A 26687-nucleotide genomic window follows, 5' to 3' on the forward strand; every position below is an offset into this window, starting at 1 on the left:
AACGGGGTGCTCACGGGACCAGTCCCGTGAGCACCCGTGCCGTCAGGACACCGAAGGCGTGCCGCGCGTTTCGTCTTCCCAGTCCAGCACCGGGAAGTCGAACGCGCTGCCGGTCGACTTCAGCGTGTAGAGCTGCGTCTTGCCGTTCGCCGCGCGCACGACGGCGAGGTCCTCCTTGCCGTCCAGGTCGAAGTCTCCGGCCGTGACCACCCCGGTGTACTTGCCCTGCGACCACATGCGCGGGGCGAGGTTCGCTGCGGTGTGCACGAACAACGCCTGTTCGCCCACGACCACGACGTCCTGGCGGCCGTCGCCGTCGACGTCCGCGCTGACCGGTGTGGCGCTGCCCGCGGGGTAGTCGTTGCCCTGCCAGCGGATCTCACCGGCGCCGAACGCGCTGCCGGTCGACGCGTAGGTGCGCAACGACGTGCCGGCGCCCTCGGCCCTGATCTCGGCGAGGTCGGCCTTGCCGTCGCCGTCGAAGTCGCCCGCCGTGATCTTGCCGCTGACCCCTTCCACCCACGTCGCAGGCGTGCCGAGTGCGCCGCCGCGGAACACCTGCACGCGCGAACCGGTGGCCGCCGCGACGTCGGTCTTGCCGTCGCCGTCGAAGTCACCGGCGGCGAACCGGGCCCCCTCCAGCGGTAGGTCACCGCTCCACGGCGCGGTCGCTCCGAAGTCGTTGCCGTCCGAGAGCATCAGCAGCATCCGGGTCGAGTTGTTGAAGCCGCGCTGGAACATGACGACCTCGGAGCGGCCGTCGCCGTCGAAGTCGCCGCGCACGTGCGGTCCCCACTGCTCAGGACCCGAGCTGATGCCCGTGTCGAGCACCTGGGTCCCGCTGTGGAACCCGCCGTCGCGCGCCGTCACGTTCCACATGGTGAACCGGCCGAAGTCGTTGCGCTGCATGAACGTCACGTCCGCCCGGCCGTCACCGGTGAAGTCGGCGCGCACGTGCGGCTGCGGCGTCACGGGGTCGAGCGCGGCCAGCTCCCAGCTGTTGTTGTAAGCGCTGACGTTGCCCGCCCGGTCGACCGCCCGCACGTAGAAGAACGACGAACCGATCTGGTCGCGCGGCAGCGTCACCGGGATGACCGCGTGCCCGTCGGGACCGGCCTTGACGAACGTGTCCGCCCGGTCCTGGTACAAGCCGAACTGGTAGCCGTAAACGTCGTCGCCGGCGGTGGCGGGGGCCAGCGTGATCGTCCCCGTGGTGCCGGCCGGGATCGCGGGCTCGTTGTTCGGGTAGTCCGTCGAGGAGATCAGCGGCATGCCCGGCTTCACGGCGTCGACCAGGAACCAGCACTCGGCGCTGTACGGCCCGGTGTCCGTGCCGTCATTCGTCTTCGCGCGGTAGCTGTAGACGTTTCCGTGCTGCAACAGGCCCTGCGGCAGTTCCGGCCAGGAGAACGCCGATCCCGAGGTGGTGAAGACGCTGCTGGTGTGCACCACCGCACCCGTGGCGTCGCGGACCTCCAGCGTCGTCGTCACGTTGTCGCCGTCGAGGTCCTTGGCGCTGCCCGAGAACTGCCGCGGCGGCGGCATCACCGTCGGCGCCCCCACCGTGCCGCACGGACGCGGGTAGGAGGTGATCACCGTCGGCGCGCTCGGCGCGTTGTTGTAGTTGACCGCGATGTACACGCTGCTGGGCAGGATCACCTTGCCCTGCGCGGGATCGGTGTCCCGCGGAGCGCGCAGCCCGAACGAGACCGACCCCTCGCGGCCGTCGGCCACGTCCTGGAACACCCTGCGGACGTGCTCGTTGCTGAACTCCAGCGGCGCGTTGTACTCACCGCACGCCTGCGCGGACCCGTCCGCGAGCTGAGTGCGCCAGTGCTCGGCGGAGGTCCGCCAGGTCAGCGGCCGCGCCGGGTCGATCGCTTTGGTGTGCCACAGCTGCACCGGTGTCTCGTCGCACGACTCGGTGCGGTCGACGATGACGCGAACCGTCGCGGCGATGATCCGCGACCCGGCCAGTTGCCTGGTGTCGAACAGGAACAGCGGCCGCCACTCGCCGCCGTCGATCGCGCCGACCCGGACCGCGTCCCGGTTCTCGTCCCAGTACGAGGTGTCCGGCGCGAGCTGGTTGACGTGGGTCCACGCGGCCGGCCCGATCGCATAGGAAATCGCGTGGGCCGGTGCCGTGATCAAGGCGCTGAACAGCCCGAATAGGGCTAAGGCGGACAGTGTTCTTCGCACGAGCTCTCCCCCTCGCTCACGAATGCTGTGTCGTGTTCACGTGCGAGGGGGAGGTTAAGTTGCCCTGTCTACAGGCGGCCTACATCGCCAGGTTCGGTGGTACGACCTGTTCCCGGCCGATCCGGCGAGGAACTGCCGATCAGCCCCGAGGAGGCCCAGCGCCTGATGGAGCTGCTCAGAGCCGGCCGACGTCCGTGATCACCACGACCGCCTCGCCCACCTCGTCGGACGCCGCCAGGTCGACCTCGGCGTTGAAGCCCCAGTCCTTGTCGCCCGCCGGGTCCTCGAAGATCTGGCGGCAGACCCAGCGTTCGCGTTCGACGTTGATGATCAGGAACGCCGGGCCGCGGGCGTTCGGGCCCGCGCCGATGTCCGAGTGCTCCTCGAAGTACGGCTCCAGGGCGTCCATCCACTCCTTGGCCGTCCAGCCCGACTCGTGGTCGAGCTCGCCCAGCGAGTACCAGTCGCGCTTGGCGGCCAGCTCGACGCGGCGGAACAGCGCGTTGCGGACCAGGACGCGGAACGCGCGGACGTTGCGGGTGACCGCGGGCGGCAGGTCGACGCGGACCTCCTCGACCGGAGCGTCCGGGTTCGTGAGCTTCTCCCACTCGTCGATCAGCGACGAGTCGACCTGGCGCACCAGCTCGCCGAGCCACGAGATCAGGTCCTGCAGCGCCTCGGTCTTCGCCTCCTCCGGCACCGTCTGCGACAGTGCCTTGTAGGCGTCGGCCAGGTACCGCAGGACGAGGCCCTCAGACCGTGCGAGACCGTAGAACGACACGTACTCCGTGAACGTCATCGCGCGCTCGTACATGTCGCGCACGACGGCCTTGGGCGACAGGTTGTAGTCGCCGACCCACGGGTGGCCGCGGCGGTACGTCAGGAACGCGGCCTCCAGCAGCTCTTCGAGCGGCTTCGGGTACGTGACGTCCTCCAGCAGCTCCATCCGCTGGTCGTACTCGATGCCGTCGGCCTTCATCGCGCCGATCGCCTCGCCGCGCGCCTTGTGCTCCTGCGCGCCGAGGATCTGGCGAGGGTCGTCCAAAATGGACTCGATCACCGACAGGACGTCCAGCTCGTAGCCGGGGGCCTCGCGGTCGAGCAGCTCGATGGCCGCGAGCGCGAACGGCGACAGCGGCTGGTTCAGCGCGAAGTTGAACTGCAGGTCGACCGTGAGGCGGAAGTCGTCGCCGGAGCGTTCCACCACGCCCGCCGCGACCAGCGCCCGGTACATCGCCAGAGCGCGGCGGATGTGCTTGAGCTGCTTCGAGCGGTCCTCGTGGTTGTCCTCCAGCAGGTGCCGCATCGCCGCGAACGCGCCGCCCGCGGGCCTGCCGATCACGTTGAGCAGCATCGCGTGCGAGACCTGGAACGAGGACGTGAGCGGTTCCGGTTCGGCGCCGACGAGCCGTTCGAACGTCGACTCGCTCCACGACACGAACCCGTCCGGCGCCTTCTTGCGCACGACCTTGCGGCGCTTCTTCGGGTCGTCGCCCGCCTTCGCGAGCGCCTTGACGTTCTCGACCTCGTGCTCGGGTGCCTGCACGACGACGGTGCCCACGGTGTCGTAGCCCGCGCGGCCCGCCCGGCCGGCGATCTGGTGGAACTCGCGCGCCTTGAGGATCCGGGTGCGGGTGCCGTCGTACTTCGACAACGCCGTGAACACGACGGTGCGGATCGGCACGTTGATGCCGACGCCGAGCGTGTCCGTGCCGCAGATGACCTTCAGCAGACCGGCCTGCGCCAGCTGTTCGACGAGCCGCCGGTACTTCGGCAGCATGCCCGCGTGGTGCACGCCGATGCCGTGCCGCACGAGCCGCGACAGCGTCTTGCCGAACCCGGAGGAGAAGCGGAAGTTGCCGATCATCGCGGCGATCGCTTCCTTCTCGGGCTTCGAGCAGACGTTGACGCTCATCAGCGACTGCGCGCGCTCCAGAGCCGCGGCCTGGGTGAAGTGCACGACGTAGATCGGTGCCTCACGGCCGTGCAGCAGGTCCTCGATCGTCTCGTGCAACGGCGTGAGGACGTACTGGAAGTTCAACGGGACCGGGCGCTGCGCCGAACGGACCACCGCGGTCGACCGGCCGGTGCGCCGGGTCAGGTCCTTCTCGAAGAACGTGACGTCGCCCAGCGTCGCCGACATCAGCAGGAACTGCGCCTGCGGCAGTTCGATCAGCGGCACCTGCCACGCCCAGCCGCGGTCGGGCTCGCTGTAGAAGTGGAACTCGTCCATCACGACCTGGCCGACGTCGGCCTGCGCGCCGTCGCGCAACGCGATGTTCGCCAGGATCTCGGCGGTGCAGCAGATGATGGGCGCCTGGTCGTTGACGCTGGCGTCGCCGGTCATCATGCCGACGTTCTCCGGCCCGAACACGTCGCACAGCGCGAAGAACTTCTCCGAGACCAGCGCCTTGATCGGCGCGGTGTAGAAGCTGCGCTGGTTGCCCGCCATCGCCACCAGGTGGGCACCGATGGCCACCAGGCTCTTGCCCGACCCCGTCGGGGTGCTGAGGATGACGTTCGCCCCGGAGACGAGTTCGATGACCGCCTCCTCCTGCGCCGGGTACAGCGCGAGGCCGCGTTCGGCGGCCCAGTGGGAGAAGGTGTCGAACAGTTCGTCTTCGTCGGCGATCGAGGTGAGCCGGTCCGTAAGTGCAGTCATCGCAGGTGAACTATAGGTGGTACGCGTACTCGGTGAACTCCCAGTCGGTCACGAACCGCTGGAACCGGGCCACCTCCTCCCACTTGAAGTCCACATAGGACCGCACGAAGTCCTTGCCCAGCACCTCGACCATCGCCGTGTCCTCCTCCAGATAGGCGAGGGCGTCGGGCAGCGTGGCGGGCAGCGTCGGGGCCTTCGACGGGTCGTAGCCGTAGCCCGCGGACGGCCGCGGCGGCTCGATCCGGTCGCGAATGCCCAGGTAGGTGGCCGCGATGAGGCCCGCGATGCCCAGGTACGGGTTCGCGCTCGCGTCGCCGAGCCGCAGCTCCAGCCTGGTGGTTTCTCCTCTTTCGGCCGGCACCCGCAGCATCGCGCTGCGGTTGTCCAGGCCCCAGTCGATCAACCACGGCGCGAGCGAGTCCGGCCCGAACCGCTTGTACGAGTTCACCGTCGGGTTGAGCAGCGCGGCCAGCGCCGGGGCGTGCTTGAGGATGCCGCCGATCGCCCAGCGGGCCTCGTCCGAAAGGCCGTGTGAGGTGCCCGGCGCCTGGAACGCGTTGCGCCCGTCCTTCTCGTGGCACGACAGGTGCAGGTGGAAGCCGCTGCCGCCGCCGTCGTTGAACGGCTTGGCCATGAACGTCGCCAGCCGGCCTTCTCTGCGGGCCAGTTCCTTGACCGACGTCTTGAACCGGAACGCGCGATCGGCCGCGTCCATGGCGGGCGAATGGACGAGGTTGATTTCGAACTGACCGCCCGCGTACTCGTGGTTGCCGCCGGTGGTTTGCAGGCCCGCCGAGCTGAGTGTGCGGAGAGTTCTCAACAGATGACCGTCTGAATCGCCCCGGCGTCCGGTCGCATACACGTTGCCCGGCTCATCGCAGTAGGGGCGCCACCCGTTCGGGCGATCTTCGTCCGGTTCGCAGAGAAAATATTCCAACTCGGGACCGATCACCGGCGACAGCCCGGTCGTCTCGAATATTTCCAGGGCCCTGCGCAGCACTTGCCGCGGCGACTCGTCGACAGGTCTCTCGTCGGCCGGGCTCACGGCGTCGCCGATGCACCACGCCACGCCCGGCTCCCAGGGGATGGGGAGCAGTGTGTCGAGGTCGGGCACCACGATCACGTCGGGCAGCCCGGCGTCGAGCACACCCCCGTTCTCGGTGGTCTGACCGCCTGGCGTGGTGCTGTAAACGGCCCGGCAGAACGACAGCCCGCGCTGCGTAACCGCAGGTAGATGCTCCACGAGGACGTCACGACCCCGGTCCGTGCCGAGCAGGTCGGGAAAGACGACGCGCACGACGTCGATGCCGTCCTCGCCCAGCCTTGCCGCGAGTTCCCGTGTCACCTGTTCACCGACCACGTCGAACTACCTTTCCGGCACAGTGTGTCGCTGGCACGGAGGGGATAACGTTGAGGGGCAAACGCTATCGACCCGTCCGTGGAGTAAAGACCATGATCGGTCTCAGTGGGTGCTCCACACTCATCGTCCACCACGGGGCAACAGTCCGTAACTGGACGGGTGACGACCGTCACGAGATCATGCACGATGTGGGATCGTGATCAAAGTGGTTGCGGACCGACTCGCGCCACAACACAGACATAGTTCGGAACCGCAAGTATTGTGCCGGGAACACCTGAGCTCGAGCACGGGAGACTTTGAGTTGTCTGGTCACCACACGATTGCCGAGACCGAGAAGGCCGTCCAGGCCAAACTCGGTGCGGTGCCGCTGCATCGCGAGCAGATGGCGGCGGTGTCGAACATCCACCGAGCCGCCACCGCGATCCGCCAGCACCTCGAGAACTCGGTGCTGCGCACCAGCGATCTGACCTGGACCGGCTTCGTCGTGCTCTGGGTCGTGTGGATCTGGGGCGAGATGGAGACGCGCTACGTCGCCGAGGAGGCGGGCATCTCCAAGGGCACCCTGACGGGCGTCGCCAAGACGCTGCAGTCACGGGGCCTGCTGGAGCGCCTCGGCCACCCCACAGATGGTCGGCTGGCCGTCCTTCGTCTCACCCCTGAGGGTGAAGAACTGATGGGCGACCTCTTCCCCAAGTTCAACGAGGAAGAGGTGTTCGTCAGCGACCCGCTGGAGTCGTCCGAGGCCCAGTCGCTGGCCGAGATGCTGCGCCGCATGGTGACGCACCTCGAGGCCAACGGCGAGCAGCGGCGGCTCGATCTGCGGGGCGACACGCCGCTGCCGCCGCGCCGGTCCGGGCGGCGGGCCAAGCACGGCTGACGCCCGCGCCTGAGGGCGACTCGCCCGGTAGGGGAATCACCGCCCCGAGGGAGAGTCGCCCATTTCGGCGTTGCCTGGAGCTCTCAGGTGGGTCCGGGCTGCGGTGGTCCCGTTGCGGGCGGGGCCGTTGCGTTCCAGCGGAGGGGGCGCCTGGCGTGCGGGGCCGGCGGGTCGTTGGACGGGCCGGGTCATCTCATCGCCGCTTCGCCCCATCGCAGTCGTGCGTGGTTGCGTTGGCACGACACGTCACCAGGCCTGCCACCCGTGCGGGCAGCAGGCCTCGGCTTCGCGTCAGAGCAGGCTGAGCACCCGTGCGTGCAGCGTGTCCAGGTAGTCCTCGGACTCCGGCTTCATCAGCACGCTCCGCAGCACCCGCGCACCGTCCACATCGACCTCCACCTCGGGGTGCCGAGCCGCGAACGCCGCCTTCGACGCCCGTGCCACGCTCAGGAAGATCGGGTCGACGGCGGCGTTCATGCCGGTCTCCATCATCCGGTGCGAGGCACTGTCCACAGCCGACAGCGTCAACGGGTCGGTGCGCGGGAAGTACGTGACGATGTCCAGCTCGGGCTCCTGGTAGAGCTCCAGCTCGTCCGACTCCCGGATGATGCCGGCCCACCGCACGGCTGCCCGCCGGCCGGCCGCCAGCACCTCGCCCAATCCGTCGCGGGTCAGCGGGAGCAGGCGCAGGGTGAGCCACAGCCCCGCAGCGGCGGCGCCGGCGCGGGAGCACTCCAGGCTGATCTCGCCCAGGTGCAGTTCGTCGGACGTGAAGTAGGTGTAGGGGGAGTCGTGCAGGTAGAAGCGGCCCACGGACGGGTCGCGGAACAGGACAGCGCCGCAGCCGTAGGGCTGTAGGCCGTGCTTGTGGGGATCCACCACCACGGAGTCGCACGACCCGATGGCCTCCCACGGCTCAGGCGCCAGGTCCGTGCCCGCCAGCAGTGTGAAGAACCCGCCATAAGCGGCGTCTACATGCACCCGTGTGTCGTAGCGGCGTGCGATGTCCAGCACGAGATGCACCGGTTCGATGGCGCCCAATGCGGTCGTACCTGGCGTCACCACCACCGTGCCGACCTTGCCATCACGCAACAACGACTCAAGGGCGTCCAGGTCCATGCGGCCGCGGCCGTCCACGGGCACAGGGAACCCCTCGATCCCGAGCACACCGCACATCCGTGCGTGCGTGTAGTGCGCCTCGGAGGAGTAGGCGACACCGCGAGAGGGATGCAGAGACCGGGCGACGAACAACGCCTCCAGGTTGGCGATCGTGCCGCTGGAGGTCAGATGCCCGAGGTGTTCGGAGGAGTAGCCGAACATCGAGGCCAGCGAAGCGACGACCTCGCGCTCCATCGCCGCGGTCGCCGGGCCGCCGTCCAGGGCGTGGTTGTTCGGGTTGATCAGCATCGCGGACAGGTAGCCCACGACGGCCGCTGGGTGCGGCGGCTTGAGCATCTGGCCGGCGTAGCGGGGGTGGAAGAACGGGTAGTTGTCGCGCAGCCGGTCCTGGAGCTCGTCCAGCGCGGAACCGAAGACCGCGGGGTCCACCTGGAGGGACGAGTGGGGCGTGTAGGCGCCGTATTCGGCGGTCCACTTCTCGTGGTTGGCCAACGCCTCGTTGAGCCAGTGCTGAAGGTCCACCGCACACCCCACTCGTCCTGCCGAAATATCTATCTGGCCTGAATGTTCGAATTTGTACGTTACGGCAGACCCCAACGCGAAGACGAGCCGTTCGCGGCCACATCGCGTGCTGAGACGTCCGGGCGGGTGCCGCGGCGCGAGACGATGGCCGTCTGACCTCGGCGCAACGCCACTTCGATCGCCGTGCCGCGCGTCTTGTAGTCCAGCCGGCGCCCGCGCGAGTCCCGGACGTCGATCTCCCCGGCGATCCCGTGGTCCAGCAACAGGGGTGCGCCGGCCTCCGAGTGGACCTGCACCCAGTCGGTGCGGCCGCCGGACCGGGAGGCGTCGATCAGGAACGCACCCTGCGTCCGCAACGACGACACGGACGCGTCAGCCCAAGTGGAGGACACGGACGGGAAGACGCGCACGAGGCCGTTGTGCGACTGGACCATCATCTCCAGCACGGCCTGGCCGGACATCAGCGGCGACTCGATCGCGAGGTTGCCGCCCTCGCGGTAGAAGGTGTTCTCGGTGAGCACCGCGTTCGAGCCGACCTGCTTGCGGTCCAGGAAGTAGCGCAGGAACGACAGCGCCTCCTCCGGCCGGCCCATCGCCGACGCCATCGCGGACGCCGCGCCGTAGCTGTAGCCGGCCCACAGCTGCTGCCGCGAGACCCAGTGGTCGAAGGTCTTGGCGATCAACGCGCGGTGCTCCGGCATGTCCCACGTCAGCTCGCGCAACGGGTAGAACCACAGCATGTGCGAGAAGTGGCGGTGCGAGTCGTTCAACGCCACGTCGCGACCGATCAGCACGCCGTCCGCGCCCTGGTGGTACGGGGTCAGGCGGTTCGCGATGTCACGCCAGCGCGCGTTCTCCTCGATGGAGAGCAACGTGCGCACACCCCAACGGATCAGCGAGAGGTCGTACGTCGCGTCCGTGGCGTTCGCGTACTCCGGTGAGCGCGTCTCCGGCAGGTGCAGCTTGCCGTCGGCACCCTCGACGAGGAACCGCGCGTAGTAGTTCACCGCCTTGGTCAGGATCGGGAACAGGACGTCGCGCAGGATCCGCTCGTCCATCGTGTGCCGGTAGCCCAGCCAGACGTTGTGGCAGGCCCACAGAAGATTGCCCGTGTGGTCATTCGGCGCCACGCCGGGCACGCCGCAGTAGCGCGGGCCGGAGCGCAGCGTGCGGTCGCCGGGATGGCAGATCGCGTACGAGTTGCCGTCGCGGTAGGCCGGGTTCACGTTGAGTTCGAGGTGGTGCTCGAAGCGCTTCAACGTCGTCGTGACGGCGTCCAGCTCGTGGTGGTTCGAGCCGTTGATCAGCGGATACGAGATCTGGACGTTGAGGTTCCACCACACGGCCGTCCAGCTGTTGCCCTGCTCCGGGAACCACGGGCCCCACTCGGAGATCACGGGCGCGTCGGCGCGGGTCGCGGCGGCCATCTTGTAGAGCTGCGCCCAGTAGAAGCGCTGCACGAGCTTGTCCGGCACGGACACCAGCGACTTCGCGAAATAGGCGTTCCACCAGCGACGATGCTGCAGGGTCAGCACCTCGAACGGGATCGCCAACGCCTGACGCACCTCACGGATCGCGTCGGACGTGTGCGTGTCTGCGGGGTGTGTGTACGCCACGTGCGCCGCGAAACGGCCGTCGCGCGTGTGCCAGGCCGTTGTGTAGCCACCGCCTGCGTGCAGCGGCTGTGCGGCGTACGAGACGCCATTGGCCGTGCCCAGGGTCGGGGCGGGGTTGGCGGTGTAGTCGGCCGGCCTGCGGATCTGGCGGGTCGTCGACGACTCCAGCGGCTGGAAACCCCAGGTCACATCGCCCTTCACGGACGCGAGGAACGTGCTGCGCGTGTTGTGCACGAGCATCGTGAAGGTGGCGCTGCCTTGTGTGGTGGTCACCGAGCCGGTGAGTTCGGCGTTCCACAGGTCCAGCGTCCAGTCGACGGCGGTGATCGCGCCGGCGAAAGCCAAGGTCAGGTACCCGATCGGCAGCCTGGACAGGCCGATCGCGGCCTCCCAGTGCTCGCGCTGGTCCTGCACCTCGGAGTGGCTGAGCATGAGCTTGAGCTCGTTGGGCGTGCGTCCGGCGTAGACCTGGACGCCCAGGAAGCCGTTCGCGAGGAACGGGCTGTCGCCCCAGTTCTTCGGCAGCCGTTTCCACTCCATGCGCGCGTCGCGGACCACGTCCCGGTGCATGCTTCGACCCGATGTTTCCGGGAGAGCGGGAGACGCGACCGCAGTGCCCGCGCCGAGCGCAGAAGCCCCCACGGCCGCGCCTGTTCCGTACAGAAAGGTTCTACGCGACAGCTCTGTCACTGTTCGTCCCTCCAAGCCGTGGCGGCGGCGGGAGGGATCTTACGCAGAATTCATCGGATGACTAGGGCAGCTCGAACCCCGCGTCGCTCAACGCGATCCTGCCGGGCCGGCTGAAGACGTAGTCGTAGAACTTCTTGGCGTCGGGTGTGCCGGACACGACGGAGATCGGGAACTTCAGCATCGCCTTGGCCCACTGCTCGCCCGGTTCGGAAGCGCCGAGCTTGTGCGCCGTGAGATCCGGGTTCGCCTTGACGTCGGTCGCGTAGACGATCGCGGCGTCGACCTCGCCGGCCTTCACCTTGGCCAGCGTCTCCTTGACGTCCTGGCCGGTGGCCTTCGGCTGTGGCATCGCCGCGCCGAAGCCGTTCTCGGAGAATGCCGCCAGCGCCGCCGCACCGCACGGTGCCGCCGCGACGCACATGGCGAACGACGGCTGCGTGCCGTCCAGGCGAGGTGCCACGTCCTTCGGTCCGCCGGGCCGCGTCGCGATCACCAGCCGGTTCAGCGCGAAGACCTTCGACGGGTGCTTCATGGTCTCCGGGCTCGCGGACGCGTAGACGTCGACGTGCGAGTCGATCTGCTTCTCCAGCGCCGAACTGGAACCGAAGACGAACTTCACCCGAACGCCCTGTGCGGCCTCGAACTCGGTGCCGATCTTCGTGAACGCCTCGGTGAGCGCCGAGTCCGCGTACACGGTGATCGCCGGCTTCTCGGCTTGAGGTGCGGTCGAGCAGGCCGCGAGCAGGAACGCGAGCGGCACGACGAATCTCATCACGATGTGAACCCCCAGTTCGGGGGACACGGTAGCAGCGGGGGTGTGAGCCAATTGTTGTTGCACACGTCTGGCCACAGCGGGGGACTGGCAATTAGCGTGCCGGACATGTCACCTGTTGCCATGCACATGAGCGACGGTCTGCTGAACGCGCCGATCTCGATCGCGTTCCTCGCCGTCGCGGCGGTGGGCGTCGGGTTCGCGCTGGTCAAAGCACGCGCGGACCTCGACGACCGCACGGCGCCGATGGCGGGCCTGGTGGCCACGTTCATCTTCGCCGTCCAGATGATCAACTTCCCGATCCTGCCCGGCGCGTCCGGGCACCTGCTCGGCGGCGCGCTCGCGGCGATCCTGGTCGGCCCGTACGTCGGTGCGCTGTGCGTCACGATCGTGCTGGTCGTGCAGGCGTTGCTGTTCGCCGACGGCGGGCTCACCGCGCTCGGCGCCAACGTCACGAACATGGCGTTGATCGGCACCGCGGCCGGGTTCCTCGTCGCCGTGGCGCTGCGCAAGCTGGCTGAGCGGGGCAAGGGCGGTCTCGCGGCTGTCGCGTTCGTCTCGGCGTTCGTCAACACCCTGCTCGCCGCGACCGGGTTCATCGTCGAGTACGCGATCGGTGGCGCGGGTGGCGTCGAGATCGGCAAGGTCGCGGTGCTGATGTGGGGTCTGCACGCGCTGATCGGCATCGGCGAGGGCCTGATCACCGCCGCCACCGTCACGTCGGTCGCCTCGATCCGCCCCGACCTCGTGTACTTGCTGCGCGGTAACAAGAAGCCGTTGGAGGTCCGGTCGTGAAGAAGTTCTTCACCGGTTTCGCCGTCGTCTCGCTGTTGATCGCGGGCGTCCTGTCGTACTTCGCGTCGGGTGACCCGGACGGCCTCGACAAGACGGTCGAGGACACCGGTATCGCCGAGCACGCGCAGGAACACCCGTTCGCGGGCAGCACCTTCGCCGACTACGCGCTCGGCGGTGACGACAAGTTCACGGGCCTCGCGGGTGTGCTCGGCGTGGTCGTCGTGCTCGCGGTGTCCTTCGGTCTGTTCTGGTTGCTGCGCAAGAAGTCTCCTCAGAATTGATTGGGTGCCAAGTGAGCGGGAGCCACGACGTCCTGCACCACGCCGGCGACTCGCCGGTGCACCGCCTCGCGCCCCACGTGAAGATCCTCGTGGCGTTCGCGGCGGTGCTGGGCGTGGTGGCGACCCCGCGCACGCTGTTCCCGCTCTTCGGCCTCTACCTGCTGGTGATCGTCGCGGTGTGGGCGCTGGCCCGCGTTCCGGTGCTGTGGTTCGTGAAGCGCGCGGTGATCGAGCTGCCGTTCGTGGTGCTCGCGTTCCTGCTGCCGATCTTCGGCTCCGGTCCGCGCACCGACCTCCTGGGCCTTTCCGTCTCGGTCGAGGGCTCGCTGGCAGGCTGGAACATCCTGGCCAAGGGCACGCTCGGCGTCCTGATCAGCCTGACCCTGGCCGCCACGACCGCACCGGGCGACCTGCTGCGCGGCCTGCAGACGTTGAAGGTGCCCACGCCGCTCGTCATGATCGCCACCCTGATGCTCCGCTACGGCGAAGTCGTCGTGGGTGAGGCGAAGCGGATGCGCGTCGCGCGCATCGCGCGCGGCGACGACCCGCGGTTCCTGTGGCAGGCGGGCGCTGTGGCGCGGTCGGTCGGCACCCTGTTCATCCGGTCCTACGAGCGTGGAGAGAGGGTGCACCTCGCGATGGTGTCGCGTGGCTGGACGGGTGGGGCGGGAGGCTCAGCGGTGATCGTTGCGGAAACCCCGGCCGCACCTGCCCTGGAGGTCTCGAAGCTGGCCTTCGCCTATCCGGACGGGCACCAGGCGTTGTTCGGCGTCGACCTGCGGGTGGAGCGCGGCGAACGGGTCGCGGTGCTCGGGCCGAACGGTGCGGGCAAGACGACGTTCGCGTTGCACCTCAACGGGGTTCTCGGCGGCGGCAGCGGCACGGTGTCGATCGCCGGGCTCGAAGTCGCGAAGAAGAACCTGCGGGAGATCCGGCGCCGCGTCGGGCTCGTCTTCCAGGACCCGGACGACCAGCTGTTCTGCCCGACGGTCGCCGAGGACGTGGCGTTCGGGCCGCGCAACTTCGGGATGTCCGATGTGGACGATCGGGTGCGCAAGGCGTTGAGCGCCGTCGGCATGGAGACCGTCGCGGACCGCTCGCCGTTGCACCTCTCCGGCGGTCAACGACGCCGCGTCGCCCTCGCCTCGGTGCTGGCGTGCGATCCCGAGATCCTCGTGCTCGACGAACCGTCCGCGAACCTGGAACCCGTGGCCCGCAGGGAACTGGCCGAACTGCTGCTGCGACTCGACCGCACGATGCTGATGGTCACGCACGACCTGCCGTTCGCGTTGCAGATCTGCCCGCGCAGCGTGCTGATCGACGACGGCGTGGTCGTCGCGGACGGCCCGACCCGCGAGATCCTCGCCGACGCCGACCTCCTCGCGAAGCACCGGCTCGAACTGCCCTACGGCTTCCGGCTCGACTGAAGCCCGCCCAGCACGATCTCCAGCAGCACGGCGGGGTTCGCGCCCTCGTGCATGCTCTGCAGCAGCCCTTTCATCAACGCGACCAGGTCCTTGGTCGTGATGTCCGTCCGCACCGCTCCGGCTTCTTGCGCGCGCTGGAGCAGTCCGCCGAGCGCGGCGTGCAGGCTCTCTCGCAGGTCTGACGGCACCGTGATCGCGTCGGACATGTCCCGCTTGGCCGCTGCCTCGTCGGCCATCCGCCCGAGGAACGCGAACAGCGCCGCGCCGGCGTCGTCCGCGGGTTCGTTGGCCGCTTCGATCATCGTCGAGACACGCGCCTCGGTGACGGCCTGGAACAGCGCCTGCTTCGTCGGGAAGTGCCGGTAAACCGTGCCGGGCCCGACCCCCGCGCGGGTTGCTATCTCGTCCAACGGCACGTCGAAGCCCTGTTCCGCGAACAGCTCCCGCGCCGCCACCAGCACCTTCTCGCGATTCCGCGCGGCATCGGCCCTCATCGTTGCCAACCGGGGCGCGCGTTCCGTATCGTCCTAACCGGGGTCACCGTTCCGATTCTAGAGAGTGGGGGCACGACATGACACGCACACCGGCACAGATCGTGGAGCACGTCCGCCGGCAGGTGGCGGGGGAACAGGGCCACGAGGACTTCGCGGACCTGTTCACCGAGGACGGCGTGATGGCGTACCGGTTCCCGGCGCCGTTCCAGCAGGAGGAGATCAAGGGCCGCGACGAGATCCGCGCCTACTTCGGCAAGATGAGGGGAGCGCGGGTCCGGGAGAAGATCGAGATCCAGCACGTCGAGGCGATCACCAGGCTCACCGACGACCCGGACGTGGTCGTCGCGGAGATCACCCACCGAGGCTGGTCGAAGGTGAAGCAGGACCACTACACGTTCACGGCCATCGCGATCATCCACCTGCGCGACGGCGAGATCGTCCGCTACGACGACTACATGAACCCGTTGCTACTGACCGAACTGCTCGGCGCCTGACGCACGGCGCCGGCGCTCCGCCAGCACCGCCGAGATGTACGGGTAAGGGTGGACGTGCTGCTCCCGCGGCGATCGCAAGGCGGCACCCAGGTCGTCCGCGATCGCCGTGCCGAGCGTCCACTGCGTCGTGTGCCCCAGCTCGGTGTACCGGGCCAGGAACTGCCGCGCGGCGAGCACCAGCTCCTCCGGCAGCGCCGTGAGGTCCAGCGACGCGGCCCAGGCGGCCATCATCGGCGGCATCTCCAGCGGCGGGACTGACTGGTTCGACACGCGCTCGCGGATCACCAGCGTGCCGGCCAGGTAGTCGCCGACGCGCTTGCCCTGCGGTGAGAACAGCGACACGAACAACGCGATCACGCCGCCGAGACCCAACGCCCAGAAGTCCACGAAGAACCCGCCGAGCGCGCGCACCAGCGCGTGCCGGAACCGGATCGCGCCACCGTCCTGCCGCACCACCCGCAGGCCCATCGCCAGCTTGCCGAGGGAACGGCCGCGCGTCAGGGTCTCGATGGTCGTCGGGTAGCCGATCAGCACCAGCACGCTCATCGACAGCAGCAACGCGGCGCGCAGGGCTGTGTCGCTCGTGCTGAGCACCACGATCACGATCGCGATCAGCAACGCGACGAGCTGCACCAGCGTGTCGAGGGCGAACGCCACCGCTCGCGTCGCGAACTTGGCGGTTCGCAGGTCGACTACTACGGCTTCGCCGGTGATGAGGTCCCCCACGCGGATAGTGTGACGCATCGTGGATCTCGACGTGTTCATCGCCAGGCACCGCGCGTCGTGGGAGCGCCTCGCGGACCTCACCCGGCGTGCCGACCGGCTCACCGGTGCCGAGGCGGACGAGCTGATCTCGCTCTACCAGCGCGTCGCCACGCACCTGTCGATCGTCCGCTCGTCCGGGCACGACGTGGCGACGGTGGACCGGTTGTCGGTGCTCATCGCGCGGGCACGGGCGGCGGTCACCGGGACCCACACGCCGGCGTGGAAGGAGGTCGGTCTCTTCTTCACCGAGAAGCTGCCGGCCGCGATCTACCTGGGCTGGCGCTGGTGGGTGAGCGCCGGCGTGCTGTTCTTCCTGGTCACCGGCGTGCTGTCGGCGTGGATCGCTTCCTCGCCGGACGTCCGGGCCTCGATCGCCGCGCCGGAGACGATCCGCGAGATGACCAAGGTGGGCGGCGATTACGAGGCTTACTACTCGTCCGGGCCTGCCGGTTCGTTCGCCGCCCAGGTGTGGACGAACAACGCCTGGGTCGCCGCGACCTGTCTGTTGCTCGGCGTGCTGCTCGGGATCCCGCCGATCCTCGCGCTCTTCTACAACGCCCTGAACCTCGCGGTCGGCGTCGGGCTGATGTTCTCGGCCGGGCGCGGTTGGGTGTTCATGGGTCTGTTGACGCCGCACGGCCTGCTGGAACTCACGGCCGTGTTCGTCGCGGCCGGGGTCGGCATCCGGCTCGGCTGGATGGTGATCGATCCCGGTCCGCGCACCCGTGCCGCGGCGCTAGCAGCCGAAGGACGCGCGGTCGTCGCCGTGGCGCTGGGACTGGTGCTTGTGCTGTTCGTGTCGGGCGTGATCGAGGGCTTCGTGACGCCGTCGTCGTTGCCGACGTGGGCGCGGGTCGGCATCGGTGTCGCAGCGGAGATCGCGTTCCTGGTCTACGTGTTCGTGCTCGGCCCTCGGGCCGTGCGCAAGGGCGAGACCGGCGACGTCGACGTCACGGAACGCGGAGACGCCGCCCCGGTCGCCGCCTAGAGCAGACCCGCTGCCTTCAACGACAGATAACGGTCGGCCAGCGCGCGCGGCAGCTCGTCCGGCACCGCGTCCACGACATCGACGCTGTGCCGCCCCAGCAACGCCACGAGGTGCCGCCGTTCGGCCAACGTCTTCTCCGCCGCCGCAGCCGAGTACACCGACTCCAGGTCACCTCGCCCCGCCGCCATCTCGTGCACGGCGGGATCGGACACAGAAGCGATCAGCAGCCGATGCCGGGACGTCAGAGACGGCAGCAACGGCAACAACCCGTGCTCGATCGCCGACGACTCCAGCGACGTCAGCAGCACGATCAACGACCGGTGCCGGGCCCTGCGCAGCACCTCCGACACCATGCCCCGCGCGTCGAACTCCACCAGTTCGGCTTCGAGCGGTGCCATCGCGTTGACCAGCACCGGCAGCGTCGCCCGCGGCACCGAAGCCCGCGCCTGCCTGCTGTAGGCCAGGAAGTCGACCTGGTCACCGGCGTGCGAGGCCAGCGCGGACAACAGCAGCGCCGCGTCCATCGAGGTGTCGAGGCGGGGGAGTCCGCCGAGCGATCCCTGCACCCGTCCCGCAGCGGTACGAGCGGTGTCCAGGACAACGACCACCTGCCGGTCCCGCTCGGGCCGCCAGGTCCGCACCATCACGTCGGAAGATCGAGCCGAGGCCCGCCAGTCGATCGACCGGACGTCGTCGCCGATCACGTAGGAGCGCAACGAGTCGAACTCCGTGCCGGCGCCCCGGACCAGTGAGGCGCGCCGCCCGTCCATCTCCCGCAACCGTTCCAGCAACGGCGGGAGGTGCCGGCGACTGTGGAACGGTGGCAGCGCCCGCACGGTCCACGGCACGCGGTGGGAGCCTTGACGGGCCGCGATCCCCAGCGGCCCAACGGATCTGATGGTCACGCGGTCGGGTCGACGGTCGCCACGACGAATGGGGCAGAGGTCGAACGAGAACGTTCGCGATCCACCGGCCGGCACATCCACCCGACCACGGTCGTCAACAACCCCGGCGGACGGCGGCCACGCGTCCCTCAACAGCCCCCGAACCCGCCGCGACCCGGCGTTCCGCACCGTCAGCGACACCGTGCCCGACTCACCCAGCCGCAGCGAGGAAGCCCCCGCCCGCGAGAGCTCCAACCGCCGCACCGACCCCGCCAGCACGAGATCCACCACGACAGCCAAGAGCAACACCCCGAGCACGAGGAACACGCCCTGCCACGAAGGCAGCAGGACGACGACCACCACGCCGATCAGCGCGAGCAACCCCGCGCGCCCCGTGAGCGCCACGTCAGCGCGGCACCTGGACCGTGCCGAGCACACCGTCCAGCACGCCGTCCGGGGTGGCGCCCTCCAGCTCGGCCTCGGGCCGCAGCTCCAGCCGATGCCGCAAAGCCGGACGCGCCAACGACTTCACGTCATCGGGAGTCACGTAGTCCCGCCCGGACAACCACGCCCAGGCCCGCGCGGCCGCCAGCAAAGCCGTGGCCCCGCGCGGCGACACCCCGAGCCGAACCGCGGGCGACTGCCGTGTCGCCCGGCAGACGTCGACCACGTAAGCGATCACCTCGGGCGCCACCGTCAAAGAACGCACAGCCGCCGAACCGGCCTCCAGATGCGCCGCCCCGGCAACCGCGTTCAACGACGACAGATCACGCGGATCGAAGCCGGAGGCGTGCCGGGTCAGCACGTCGATCTCCTGCTCCCGCGGCGGCACCGGCATGGTCACCTTCAGCAGGAACCGGTCCAGCTGCGCCTCCGGCAACGGATACGTGCCCTCGTACTCCACCGGGTTCTGCGTGGCGATCACGATGAACGGCGACGGCAGCGGCCGCGACTTGCCGTCCGCCGACACCTGCCGTTCCTCCATCGCCTCCAGCAACGCCGACTGGGTCTTCGGCGGCGTCCGGTTGATCTCGTCGGCCAGCAGCAGATGAGTGAAGACCGGACCCTCGCGGAACGAGAACGCCGCGTTGTGCGAGTCGTAGACCAGCGACCCGGTCAGGTCGCCCGGCATCAGGTCCGGCGTGAACTGCACGCGCGTGGTCGACAGGTCCAGCGCCGTCGCCAACGCCCGCACCAGCAGCGTCTTGGCGACCCCGGGTACGCCCTCCAGCAGCACGTGTCCCTTGCACAGCAACGCGAGGATCAACGACGTGATCGCCGCGTCGTTGCCCACCACGGCCTTGCCGATCTCCGTGCGCAACGCCACGAGCGCCGCGCGCGCCTCCTCGGCCCCCACCACTGCCGTCATCCCTCGCGCACCTCGTTCTCCAGAGCATCGAGCTCGTCGATCAGGTCGACAAGTCCCCGGTCGTCCACCGGGGAGTTGCCGTAGAGCAGGTTCCGCACGGCGACCTCGTCGCGGCCGGTGCGGCGGGCGATCTCGGCGGACGGATTCCCGTCGACCGGCAGGCCCAGCAACGGGTTCAGCCGGTCACGGGCCGCCTGCCGCAGCACCGAGGCGGCGTGATCGGCCGCCCGCGAACGCCGGTACAACCGAGCCCGGCCCTCCACGGTCTCCGCCGCCCGCACCACGACCGGCAGCGGCTCCACCACCACGGGACCGAGCCGCCGCGCCCGCCACAGCGCGATCACCACGGCCGCCAGCACCAGCTGCAGCGCACCGTACTTCCAGCTCGCCGGCATCAGGTCCGGCAACGTCTTCTGGCGGCTCAGGTCCGCGACCGACGGTGTGTACCAGACCAGCCGTTCGTGCCCGCCGAGGAGTTTCAACGCCAGCGCGGCGTTGCCCTCCTCGCCGAGCTCCTCGTTGGTGAACGGCGCACCCGTTCCGATCGTGATCAGGTTGCCCTGGCGCACCAACGTCGAGTCGTAGCAACGCTCGTCGCCCTGGTACTGGATGCCACCCGTCGTTGCCGCGCCCGCCCGATCAGCGAACGCACAACCGGGCGACCGCGTCTCGACCTCGACCCGGCCTTCCGGACCGTTCGGCGCGACCAGCACCGTCGTCGCGGCCCGGCCGGCGAGCGCCATCACCCGTTCCGGATCGAGCAGGTCCGGGTGTGTCACGAACAGCGTCGCACCGTCCACATCGGACGCGTTCTCGGTGTGCTCGACCCGCACACCGCGCTCCTCCAACAGCCGCGCCAGCGCCCGTGACCCCTCGGGCTTGTACGACCGCGGATCCAGCGCGCCACCCTCGCTGCGAGCGGACCCCAGCACGATCAGCACCCCGGTCACGACCACGGCGAGACCCAGCAGCACCCAGACCCGTGCGCGAGCCCAGATCCCTTGCGCGGTAGGCGAAATCGACGTCATACGCGCACCCGGTCGTCCACGGAGACGAGCTCCTCGTAGCGCTCGGAGGTCGCGGTCCGCCCGCCGTACCAGACGTCGTCGAACGACACCGCCGCACCGCGCAGGTCGTCCGCGAGCGCCGGCAACGCCCGCCCCGCCTCCAGCGCCACCTCGTCCACGGTCCGCCCGGCCCGGGGTTCGAGCACACCGCGTTGTTCCAGCTCCCGCACCAGAGCGCGGAACCGCTCGCGGATCGCCTCGGCGAACTCGCCCGCCGCGGCAGCCTCCTGAGCGGCGCGCCGGTGCTCGTCCGCAGTGGTGTCCTTGCGGTCGAACACGTTCCTGATGCTGGCGACGTTGCGCACGGCCCGCCCGCGCCAGTACCGGATGATCAGCACCAGCGCGACCAGCACCACGAGCAGCAAGATCATCGCGACCGGCGTGACCACCCCGGCGCCGAGGCCCGCCAGCACGGAGCCGAGCCGTTCCAGCACCCAGTTGACCGCCTGTTCCAGCGCGTTCGGCCCGGCGTCGGCGTAGGCGGGATCGGACAGTTCGCGCACGGCGGCGTCCCTGGCCTCGTCGCGGCCGGGATCGAGCGGAACGTCAGCCAGGAGCATGTCCCGCGGCCCGTCGCAGGTCGATGTCGAGCCCCTCGCCGCGCATCCGCCGGTCCACGTACAGGATCGCGGTGACGCCGGCGTGGAACGGCGTGGTCACGGCCACCGCGATGACCCCGCCGACGGCCGACGCCACCAGCGTGGTCGCGGTGAGCAGCTCGGGTCCGCCGCGCAGGAACGAGTCGAGCAGGCCGACCGCCGCGAACGGCACGGTGATCACGTTCTCCAGGATCAGCGAGACGACGTACGAGAGCGCGAGAACGCCCAGCACGCGCGGCCACCCGTTGTGCTTGAGCAGCTCCATCGACCGGCTGAGCGACCGTCCGGCGCCGCACCGCTCCAGCGCCAGCGCGGGCACGGCGAGCGCGAACATCACCCACAGCGCGACACCCGGCAGGAAGCAGAGGAAGAGCCCGGCGCCGACCATCAGCGTGAACAGCGCCGAGACCCCGAGCACGGCTCCGAGGCGCGGCCGGAACTCCGCCCACACCTCGCGCGGCGTGATCGACTGGCCCAGCACGCTGCGGCCGACGATCACCGACATGAACCCGGACATCACCGTGAGGCCGAGGACCTTGGCGAACTGGCCCGCCAGCGACCCGCCGAACACCGCGAAGTAGCCGTTCGTCAGCTGCTGGAGGTACTGGTCGGGCGTGACGGTGTCCGGGTCGAGCGAGCCCAGCACGTTGAGGTCGTCGACGAACGGCAGCGTGAACGCCAGCACGACCAGCTGCGTGACCACGGCGACGGCGACCGAGGCGGTGAACACGATCTTGGCGTGCGTGCGCAGGACGTCGACCGAGCCGTCGAGCACCTCACCGACGGTCAACGGCCGCAACGGCAGGACACGGGTCTCGGCCTCGGGGGCGGGCGTGGTGACGACAGGTGCCGACGTCCGGGGCGCGGCCTGCTCGGGTGGTGGCTGCGCGTCGGGCGCTGACCAGCCCGGCGTCTCCGTCATCGCCTGTTCTCCCCAACGTCGTGGTGATCGGCATCCTGCCAGATGGCCGTGGCGGCCACGGTCACAACTCGCTGGCCCCTTTCCCCGCGGGCTACCGTGGACCGCGAGGAGGTGGCCGGTCGTGACGGAAGAGGCGTCACTGGGGCTGGTCGTCGTCCGCCGTGGCGCCGTGACGTCAGTGCGGGTGTCCGGCGAGATCGACCTCGTGACCGCGCACCGGCTGGAGACGTTCCTGCGCGACCACATCGGCGGCGCGGACACCGTGCTGGAGCTCGACCTGGCCGAGGTGGAGTTCATCGGGTCGGAAGGGCTGCGGGTGCTTCTCCTCGTGCGTGCGGAGTGTGCCCGCCGTCAGGCCAGTCTGGTCATCGCCACGTGCTCGGCGAGCGTGCTGCGGACGTTCGACCTGGTCGGGCTGACGGACCACCTCCTGGGTTCGCCCGGCGGCCGCTCGGCCTAGTGGTGTGGCTCGGAACGTTGCCGGGGGAATTCGCGGTCAGACTGCCGCGAGGTGCCCTGCTGAGCGTGGATCACCTCGCCAACGTTCCGAGACGCGCCACTAGATCTGCTGTTCCATCACCAGGATCGCGCCACCGGGTTCGCCCCCGTTGCCGCGCAACGAGCTGCACACCACGCGGATCGTGACCTCACGGCCGCGCCGGTTCACCGCGTCGACCTTGACCTCCTCCAGGAAGGTGGGGTCGGTCAGCGCCGATCGCACGACGTGCCGCAGGTCCGCCACCGGCAGCCCGATGTCCAGGTTCAGCAGGTGCTCGCCCTCCGCCTCGTCGCGGCGCACACCCCACAGCTCCTCGGCGCCGCGATTCCAGGCCAGCACCCGCATCTGCAGGTCCAGCACGACCACCCCGGCCCACAACGACGTGAGGATCGACTCCAGGAACTCGTTGACCTGGTCGAGTTCCACGGTGCGCTCACGCAGCGCGTCGTTGATGGTCTGGAGCTCGTCGTTGGTCGACTGGAGCTCCTCGTTCATGGTCTCCAGCGCCTCGTTCGTGGACTGGAGCTCCTCATTGGTGGTCTCGAGCTCTTCGACGGTGGACTGCAGTTCCTCGTTCGTGGTCTCGAGTTCCTCGTTGGTGGACTGGAGTTCCTCGTAGGCCGACTCGAGCTGCAGGTTCGCGTGCTCCAGGTCCTCCAGCAGCCTGCGCGCGGCGGTCGCGTCGTGGAAGACGATCGAGACGCCCAGGACGGTGTTGTCGGACCCGACGAGCGGGTTGAGGTGGACCTCGAACCACAGCGGCTCACCGGACCCGCGCAGCCACCGGACGTCCTTGATGCGCAACGACCTGCGCTCCGCGCGCGCCTGCTCGACGTGGCCGCGCAGCTCGACCGGCCGGTAGGCGAGGTCGAGATCGCGCAACGGGCGGCCGATGTCCTTGGCCGACAGGCCGAACGTGTTCTCCGCCTGCCGGTTGACGTGCGCCACCACGTCGTCGGCGGTCACCACGACCTGAGCGACCGGACTCGCAGAGAACGCGTGCTCGCGCAGCTGGTCGATGCCGGCGAGGTTCAACCTGCGTTCGTGTCCCACCGCCTGAGCGATGACGTTGATCGAGGCGTCTCTTCCGCTCGCCGACTTGCGGAAGAGACGCCGCTTGAGGTCGATGGGGTCGAAGATCCGGCTGTGGCTGAGCAGCATCTCGGCCTTGCCGAGGAACAGCACGCCCTTGGGGGCCAGCGCGAAGTGGAACCGGCCGAGGATCTTGGCCTGGGTCTCCTGNTTGAGGTCGATGGGGTCGAAGATCCGGCTGTGGCTGAGCAGCATCTCGGCCTTGCCGAGGAACAGCACGCCCTTGGGGGCCAGCGCGAAGTGGAACCGGCCGAGGATCTTGGCCTGGGTCTCCTGGTTGAAGTACATCAACGTGTTGCGGCACACCAGCAGGTCGATCCGGGAGATCGGGGCGTCCTGCACCAGGTCGTTGCGGCCGAAGATCACCGAGCGGCGCAGGTCGTTGCGGAAGCTGAAGCGCCCGTCGGACTGCTCGAAGTACTTGGCGGTCAGGTCGCCGGGCAACCCGTTGAGGTCGCGTTCGGTGTAGCTCGCGTGGCGGGCCTGCGTGAGCGCCTCGTCGTCGACGTCGGTGGCGTAGATCTTCACCTGCCGGCGGAACCGGTCCGGCCCCAGCGCCTCGGCGAGCGCGATCGCGAGGCTGTAGGCCTCCTCGCCGGACGCGCAGCCCGCGCTCCACACCCGGATCGGGTCGTCCGGCCCGCGCTCGGCGAGCAGCGCCGGGAGGACCTCGGTGCGGAGGTGGGCCCAGGCCTCCGGGTCGCGGAAGAACGCGGTGACGTTGATCAGGATCGTGTTGAACAGGACGCTGAACTCGTCGGCGTTGACCTGGAGGTGGTCGATGTAGTCGCTGTACTCCTCGACGCCGATCTGGCTCATCCGGTGCCGCACCCGGCGCATCAGGCTGGTGCGCTTGTACCCGGTGAAGTCGAAACCACGCGATTCCTTCAGATACAGCAGCACCTGTTCGAAGTCGTGGTCCGGGGTATTCACGCCGTCGCTCACTGACGGGAACTTACTCGTCTCCGCGCAGCTCCAGCACGGCCCACACGATCTTGCCCCCGTCGGGCGACGGCAGGTGGCCCCACCCCCGGCTGACGAGGTCCACGAGCTGCAGACCGCTCGGTGCCGGATGCCCCTCCGGCCGTGGCGGAGCAGTCGGGTCGCGGTCGTGCACGGCGAGCGAGAGCGTGCGCGGCCGCAGCTCGATTCGCAGCAGTGGCTCCGAGTGCGCGTGCCGGACCGCGTTCTCGACCAGCTCGCTCGCGACCATCACCGCGTCGCCGGTCATCGCGGGCAGGCCCCAGCGCTCACACGTGTCCCGCACCGCCTCGCGGGCGAGCCCGGGGGCGTGGGACGAGCCGGGCAGAGCGATGCGGCGATACCGGTGCCTCGGGGGTTTCGAGGTGGCCTCCAACGCCGACGCCAGATCATCGGTCGTGGGCACGCACCGCGTGATGCCGCCGCGCCGCAGGTCGTGCCGGTGCCGATCGGTCTCGGCGACGAGCACCAGCGGGATGTCCGGCCACTCCGAGATCCTCATCCAGACCGTGGAGAACACGGCCAGCATCGACCTGCTCTCCACCTGAAAGTCGGCACCGAGTCGCACGACCAGTGCTGTCGGCACGTCCGCCGCGCATTTGAGCAGGCCGTCGCGCAGAGCACCGTGCGTGGCGAGCTCCAGCCGGCCGATCAGCGTGGCGACCACGACACCATCGAGGTCGGTCGTCCCGATGCCGATCCGACTCATGTGACGGTCTCCTCCCGCGCGCCGCCCCGCAAGAGATGCTTGCGCAGCACGTCGGCGGCCGCGAGGGCTTCTTCTTCCTGTCTGTCACATCGCTCGGCCACGAGAAAGTGGCCGATTTCGCGTGACTGCCTCTTCATCCGCCGGGCGAGTGCGGCCTTCTCGTCGAGGGTGCGCAGCGCCGTCCACAGGGCGCGTTCCAGCTCAGGGGTGGGGCCGGAGGCCTCGTCGTCGCGGACGAGACGGGCGAGCAGCGCCCCCATCCGCGCGACCGGCACGACGTGGTCCACCTCGACGTGCCGCAGGACGCTCTCCGGCATCCCGGGGCAGAGCGCGTCCGACGGTGACTGCACCACCGCGAGCCCGTGCTCGCTCTTGATCGTGGCCATCCCGGCGGTGCCGTCGTCCATGGCCCCGGTGAGGATCACGCCGATCGTGGCGGGGCCCCTGGCCCGTGCGGCGGACCGGAAGAGGACGTCCACGGCCGGCCGGTGCCCGTTCTCCGCCGGTGTGTCCGACAGTCGCAGGCGGTCGCTCTGCACCACCACGTGGTGGTCGGGGCGGGCGACTTCGATGTGGCCGTGCCTCAGCGGCGTGCCGTCGCGCACGTCGAGCGCGGGCAGCGGGCCGCTGCGGTCGAGGATCGACGCCAGCGCGGACGGGCGGCTAGCGGGCCTGTGCAGCACCACGACCACCGTCGCGGGCAGGTCGGGAGGCAGAGCGGAGGCGAGCTCGCGCAGCGCCTCGACACCACCGGCCGAGGCACCCACGACCACCAGGTCCCTGCCCACCGAAGCTCCCTCGAACCTCCTCGCTCCGGTGTACCCAGCTCGTTGCGGCGATTCACCTGTCGCAGGGAGGAATGTCCGCGAGCTCGGCCCTGGCGCGTGCGGGCGTGGTGCGGCGCATGCCGTGCTCGACGCAGCGGCGGACCACGAGCGGCTGTTCGCGCATCAGCCTGAGACCGCGCCTGATCAGCGTGGGAACGGGTTTGCGCGCCTCGGCGACGTCCCTGGCGAACCGGCGGACGAACGTGACGGGGGCACTCGGCGCGAGCACGATGGCGTCCCTCAGCACGCCGGCTTCTTCAGCGCCTTTCACGAGGAGGTCCGCGAAGAGCCCCTCCGCGATGAACGCGGGCGCGTCGCCCAGTTCGACGATCTGCGTGCCGACCGCGCGGTCCTCGCCGATGGAGTACACCGGCGCCTCGGTCTTGCCCGTGTTCGACAGCTCGACGACGGCCTGCAGCGCCTTGTCCGCGTTCCACGAGTTCTCCGCGTCCCAGTCGGCGCGGCCGTGGTCGTCGCGGGGGAGCAGCGGATCGTCGCCGTCGCGGTAGAAGTCGTCGAGGCGCAACACGGGCCAGCCGAGGTGGGCGGCCAGCGTCGACTTGCCTGATCCGGACGGTCCGGCCAGCAACACGGCTCTTGCAATGGGCACGGATCGCAATCCTCGCACATGGCCTAGCCTCGATCTTTCGCCTGGTTGCCGGGTGAGGTGCTGGCGG

Annotated in this window: 24 protein-coding genes; 7 read left to right on the forward strand and 17 right to left on the reverse strand. The window is 69.4% G+C overall.

The features are described 5' to 3' along the window. Nucleotides 1–42: 42 nt before the first annotated feature. The 3 genes from LFM09_RS47565 to LFM09_RS47575 form a co-directional block, all read right to left on the reverse strand. Nucleotides 43–2199, reverse strand: coding sequence for an FG-GAP repeat domain-containing protein (locus LFM09_RS47565; RefSeq protein WP_414103264.1), 2157 nt, complete (start codon nucleotides 2197–2199; stop codon nucleotides 43–45). Between the two features lie 175 nt (nucleotides 2200–2374). Next, entirely contained in the window at nucleotides 2375–4861 is a 2487-nt protein-coding gene (locus tag LFM09_RS47570) for a DEAD/DEAH box helicase (protein ID WP_414103265.1), read from the reverse strand. Nucleotides 4862–4871: 10 nt separating this feature from the next. Beyond that, nucleotides 4872–6206 (reverse strand): glutamine synthetase family protein, encoded by a 1335-nt coding sequence (locus LFM09_RS47575; RefSeq protein WP_414103266.1) that lies wholly within the window; start codon nucleotides 6204–6206, stop codon nucleotides 4872–4874. A gap of 316 nt (nucleotides 6207–6522) precedes the next feature. Between LFM09_RS47575 and LFM09_RS47580 the strand changes: the two genes are divergently transcribed. Continuing rightward, nucleotides 6523–7098 (forward strand): MarR family winged helix-turn-helix transcriptional regulator, encoded by a 576-nt coding sequence (locus tag LFM09_RS47580; protein WP_109641700.1) that lies wholly within the window; start codon nucleotides 6523–6525, stop codon nucleotides 7096–7098. A 291-nt stretch (nucleotides 7099–7389) separates the two neighbouring features. Here LFM09_RS47580 and LFM09_RS47585 read toward each other — a convergent pair whose 3' ends face one another. From LFM09_RS47585 to modA, 3 genes are all read right to left on the reverse strand, one after another. Next, nucleotides 7390–8739, reverse strand: coding sequence for a pyridoxal phosphate-dependent decarboxylase family protein (locus LFM09_RS47585; protein WP_414103267.1), 1350 nt, complete (start codon nucleotides 8737–8739; stop codon nucleotides 7390–7392). A gap of 59 nt (nucleotides 8740–8798) precedes the next feature. Further along, the gene (locus LFM09_RS47590) at nucleotides 8799–11045 is read right to left on the reverse strand and encodes a glycosyl hydrolase family 95 catalytic domain-containing protein (protein WP_414103268.1); all 2247 of its coding nucleotides are present in this window, start codon (nucleotides 11043–11045) and stop codon (nucleotides 8799–8801) included. Between the two features lie 61 nt (nucleotides 11046–11106). Then, nucleotides 11107–11817: a molybdate ABC transporter substrate-binding protein gene (gene modA, locus LFM09_RS47595; protein WP_414103285.1), complete on the reverse strand. Its 711-nt coding sequence runs from the start codon at nucleotides 11815–11817 to the stop codon at nucleotides 11107–11109. Between the two features lie 108 nt (nucleotides 11818–11925). On the opposite strand from modA, the gene LFM09_RS47600 reads away from it, so the two are divergent. Genes LFM09_RS47600 through cbiQ form a run of 3 tightly spaced genes read left to right on the forward strand, consistent with a single transcriptional unit; the run spans nucleotide 11926 to nucleotide 14320 of the window. Beyond that, nucleotides 11926–12612 (forward strand): energy-coupling factor ABC transporter permease, encoded by a 687-nt coding sequence (locus LFM09_RS47600; RefSeq protein WP_414103269.1) that lies wholly within the window; start codon nucleotides 11926–11928, stop codon nucleotides 12610–12612. After that, nucleotides 12609–12893, forward strand: coding sequence for a PDGLE domain-containing protein (locus tag LFM09_RS47605; RefSeq protein ID WP_414103270.1), 285 nt, complete (start codon nucleotides 12609–12611; stop codon nucleotides 12891–12893). The genes LFM09_RS47600 and LFM09_RS47605 overlap by 4 nt, the downstream gene beginning before the upstream one ends. A gap of 56 nt (nucleotides 12894–12949) precedes the next feature. Further along, on the forward strand, nucleotides 12950–14320 hold the full coding sequence (cbiQ, locus tag LFM09_RS47610; RefSeq protein WP_414103286.1) for a cobalt ECF transporter T component CbiQ: 1371 nt from the start codon (nucleotides 12950–12952) through the stop codon (nucleotides 14318–14320). On the opposite strand, the gene LFM09_RS47615 is transcribed toward cbiQ, so the two are convergent. Continuing rightward, complete coding sequence (locus LFM09_RS47615; RefSeq protein WP_414103271.1) at nucleotides 14299–14814, reverse strand: TetR/AcrR family transcriptional regulator; 516 nt, start codon at nucleotides 14812–14814, stop codon at nucleotides 14299–14301. The genes cbiQ and LFM09_RS47615 overlap by 22 nt on opposite strands. Before the next feature lie 77 nt (nucleotides 14815–14891). Between LFM09_RS47615 and LFM09_RS47620 the strand changes: the two genes are divergently transcribed. Next, on the forward strand, nucleotides 14892–15308 hold the full coding sequence (locus tag LFM09_RS47620; protein ID WP_414103272.1) for a nuclear transport factor 2 family protein: 417 nt from the start codon (nucleotides 14892–14894) through the stop codon (nucleotides 15306–15308). Here LFM09_RS47620 and LFM09_RS47625 read toward each other — a convergent pair. Then, a complete protein-coding gene (locus LFM09_RS47625) occupies nucleotides 15282–16034 on the reverse strand; it encodes an RDD family protein (RefSeq protein ID WP_414103273.1) in 753 nt (250 codons plus the stop codon). The two genes, LFM09_RS47620 and LFM09_RS47625, sit on opposite strands and share 27 nt — an antisense overlap. Before the next feature lie 19 nt (nucleotides 16035–16053). On the opposite strand from LFM09_RS47625, the gene LFM09_RS47630 reads away from it, so the two are divergent. Further along, nucleotides 16054–17061 (forward strand): stage II sporulation protein M, encoded by a 1008-nt coding sequence (locus LFM09_RS47630; protein WP_414103274.1) that lies wholly within the window; start codon nucleotides 16054–16056, stop codon nucleotides 17059–17061. Here LFM09_RS47630 and LFM09_RS47635 read toward each other — a convergent pair. The 5 genes from LFM09_RS47635 to LFM09_RS47655 are packed head-to-tail and all read right to left on the reverse strand — an operon-like array spanning nucleotide 17058 to nucleotide 21902. Further along, complete coding sequence (locus LFM09_RS47635) at nucleotides 17058–18350, reverse strand: DUF58 domain-containing protein (protein ID WP_414103275.1); 1293 nt, start codon at nucleotides 18348–18350, stop codon at nucleotides 17058–17060. The two genes, LFM09_RS47630 and LFM09_RS47635, sit on opposite strands and share 4 nt — an antisense overlap. A 1-nt stretch (nucleotide 18351) precedes the next feature. Further along, complete coding sequence (locus LFM09_RS47640) at nucleotides 18352–19314, reverse strand: AAA family ATPase (protein WP_414103276.1); 963 nt, start codon at nucleotides 19312–19314, stop codon at nucleotides 18352–18354. After that, nucleotides 19311–20342: a DUF4350 domain-containing protein gene (locus LFM09_RS47645; protein ID WP_414103277.1), complete on the reverse strand. Its 1032-nt coding sequence runs from the start codon at nucleotides 20340–20342 to the stop codon at nucleotides 19311–19313. Before LFM09_RS47645 ends, LFM09_RS47640 begins: the two co-directional genes overlap by 4 nt. Then, nucleotides 20339–20941 (reverse strand): DUF4129 domain-containing protein, encoded by a 603-nt coding sequence (locus LFM09_RS47650; protein WP_414103278.1) that lies wholly within the window; start codon nucleotides 20939–20941, stop codon nucleotides 20339–20341. Before LFM09_RS47650 ends, LFM09_RS47645 begins: the two co-directional genes overlap by 4 nt. Further along, nucleotides 20928–21902 carry a hypothetical protein gene (locus tag LFM09_RS47655; protein ID WP_414103279.1) on the reverse strand — a complete coding sequence of 325 codons (975 nt, stop codon included), beginning with the start codon at nucleotides 21900–21902 and terminating at the stop codon, nucleotides 20928–20930. Before LFM09_RS47655 ends, LFM09_RS47650 begins: the two co-directional genes overlap by 14 nt. A 121-nt stretch (nucleotides 21903–22023) precedes the next feature. Between LFM09_RS47655 and LFM09_RS47660 the strand changes: the two genes are divergently transcribed. Next, the gene (locus tag LFM09_RS47660) at nucleotides 22024–22362 is read left to right on the forward strand and encodes an STAS domain-containing protein (protein ID WP_414103280.1); all 339 of its coding nucleotides are present in this window, start codon (nucleotides 22024–22026) and stop codon (nucleotides 22360–22362) included. Nucleotides 22363–22461: 99 nt separating this feature from the next. Here LFM09_RS47660 and LFM09_RS47665 read toward each other — a convergent pair whose 3' ends face one another. From LFM09_RS47665 to LFM09_RS47680, 4 genes are read right to left on the reverse strand one after another with little or no spacing between them, the layout of a single operon-like run. After that, a complete protein-coding gene (locus LFM09_RS47665; protein ID WP_414103281.1) occupies nucleotides 22462–24438 on the reverse strand; it encodes a CheR family methyltransferase in 1977 nt (658 codons plus the stop codon). 10 nt (nucleotides 24439–24448) lie between these two features. Further along, nucleotides 24449–25183 (reverse strand): ATP-binding protein, encoded by a 735-nt coding sequence (locus LFM09_RS47670; protein ID WP_414103282.1) that lies wholly within the window; start codon nucleotides 25181–25183, stop codon nucleotides 24449–24451. Continuing rightward, complete coding sequence (locus LFM09_RS47675; RefSeq protein WP_414103283.1) at nucleotides 25180–25971, reverse strand: chemotaxis protein CheB; 792 nt, start codon at nucleotides 25969–25971, stop codon at nucleotides 25180–25182. Before LFM09_RS47675 ends, LFM09_RS47670 begins: the two co-directional genes overlap by 4 nt. A gap of 52 nt (nucleotides 25972–26023) precedes the next feature. Beyond that, a complete protein-coding gene (locus LFM09_RS47680; protein WP_414103284.1) occupies nucleotides 26024–26620 on the reverse strand; it encodes a uridine kinase in 597 nt (198 codons plus the stop codon). Nucleotides 26621–26687 lie beyond the last annotated feature (67 nt).

This window comes from Lentzea alba, from assembly GCF_047445655.1.
Classification (GTDB): domain Bacteria; phylum Actinomycetota; class Actinomycetes; order Mycobacteriales; family Pseudonocardiaceae; genus Lentzea; species Lentzea alba_A.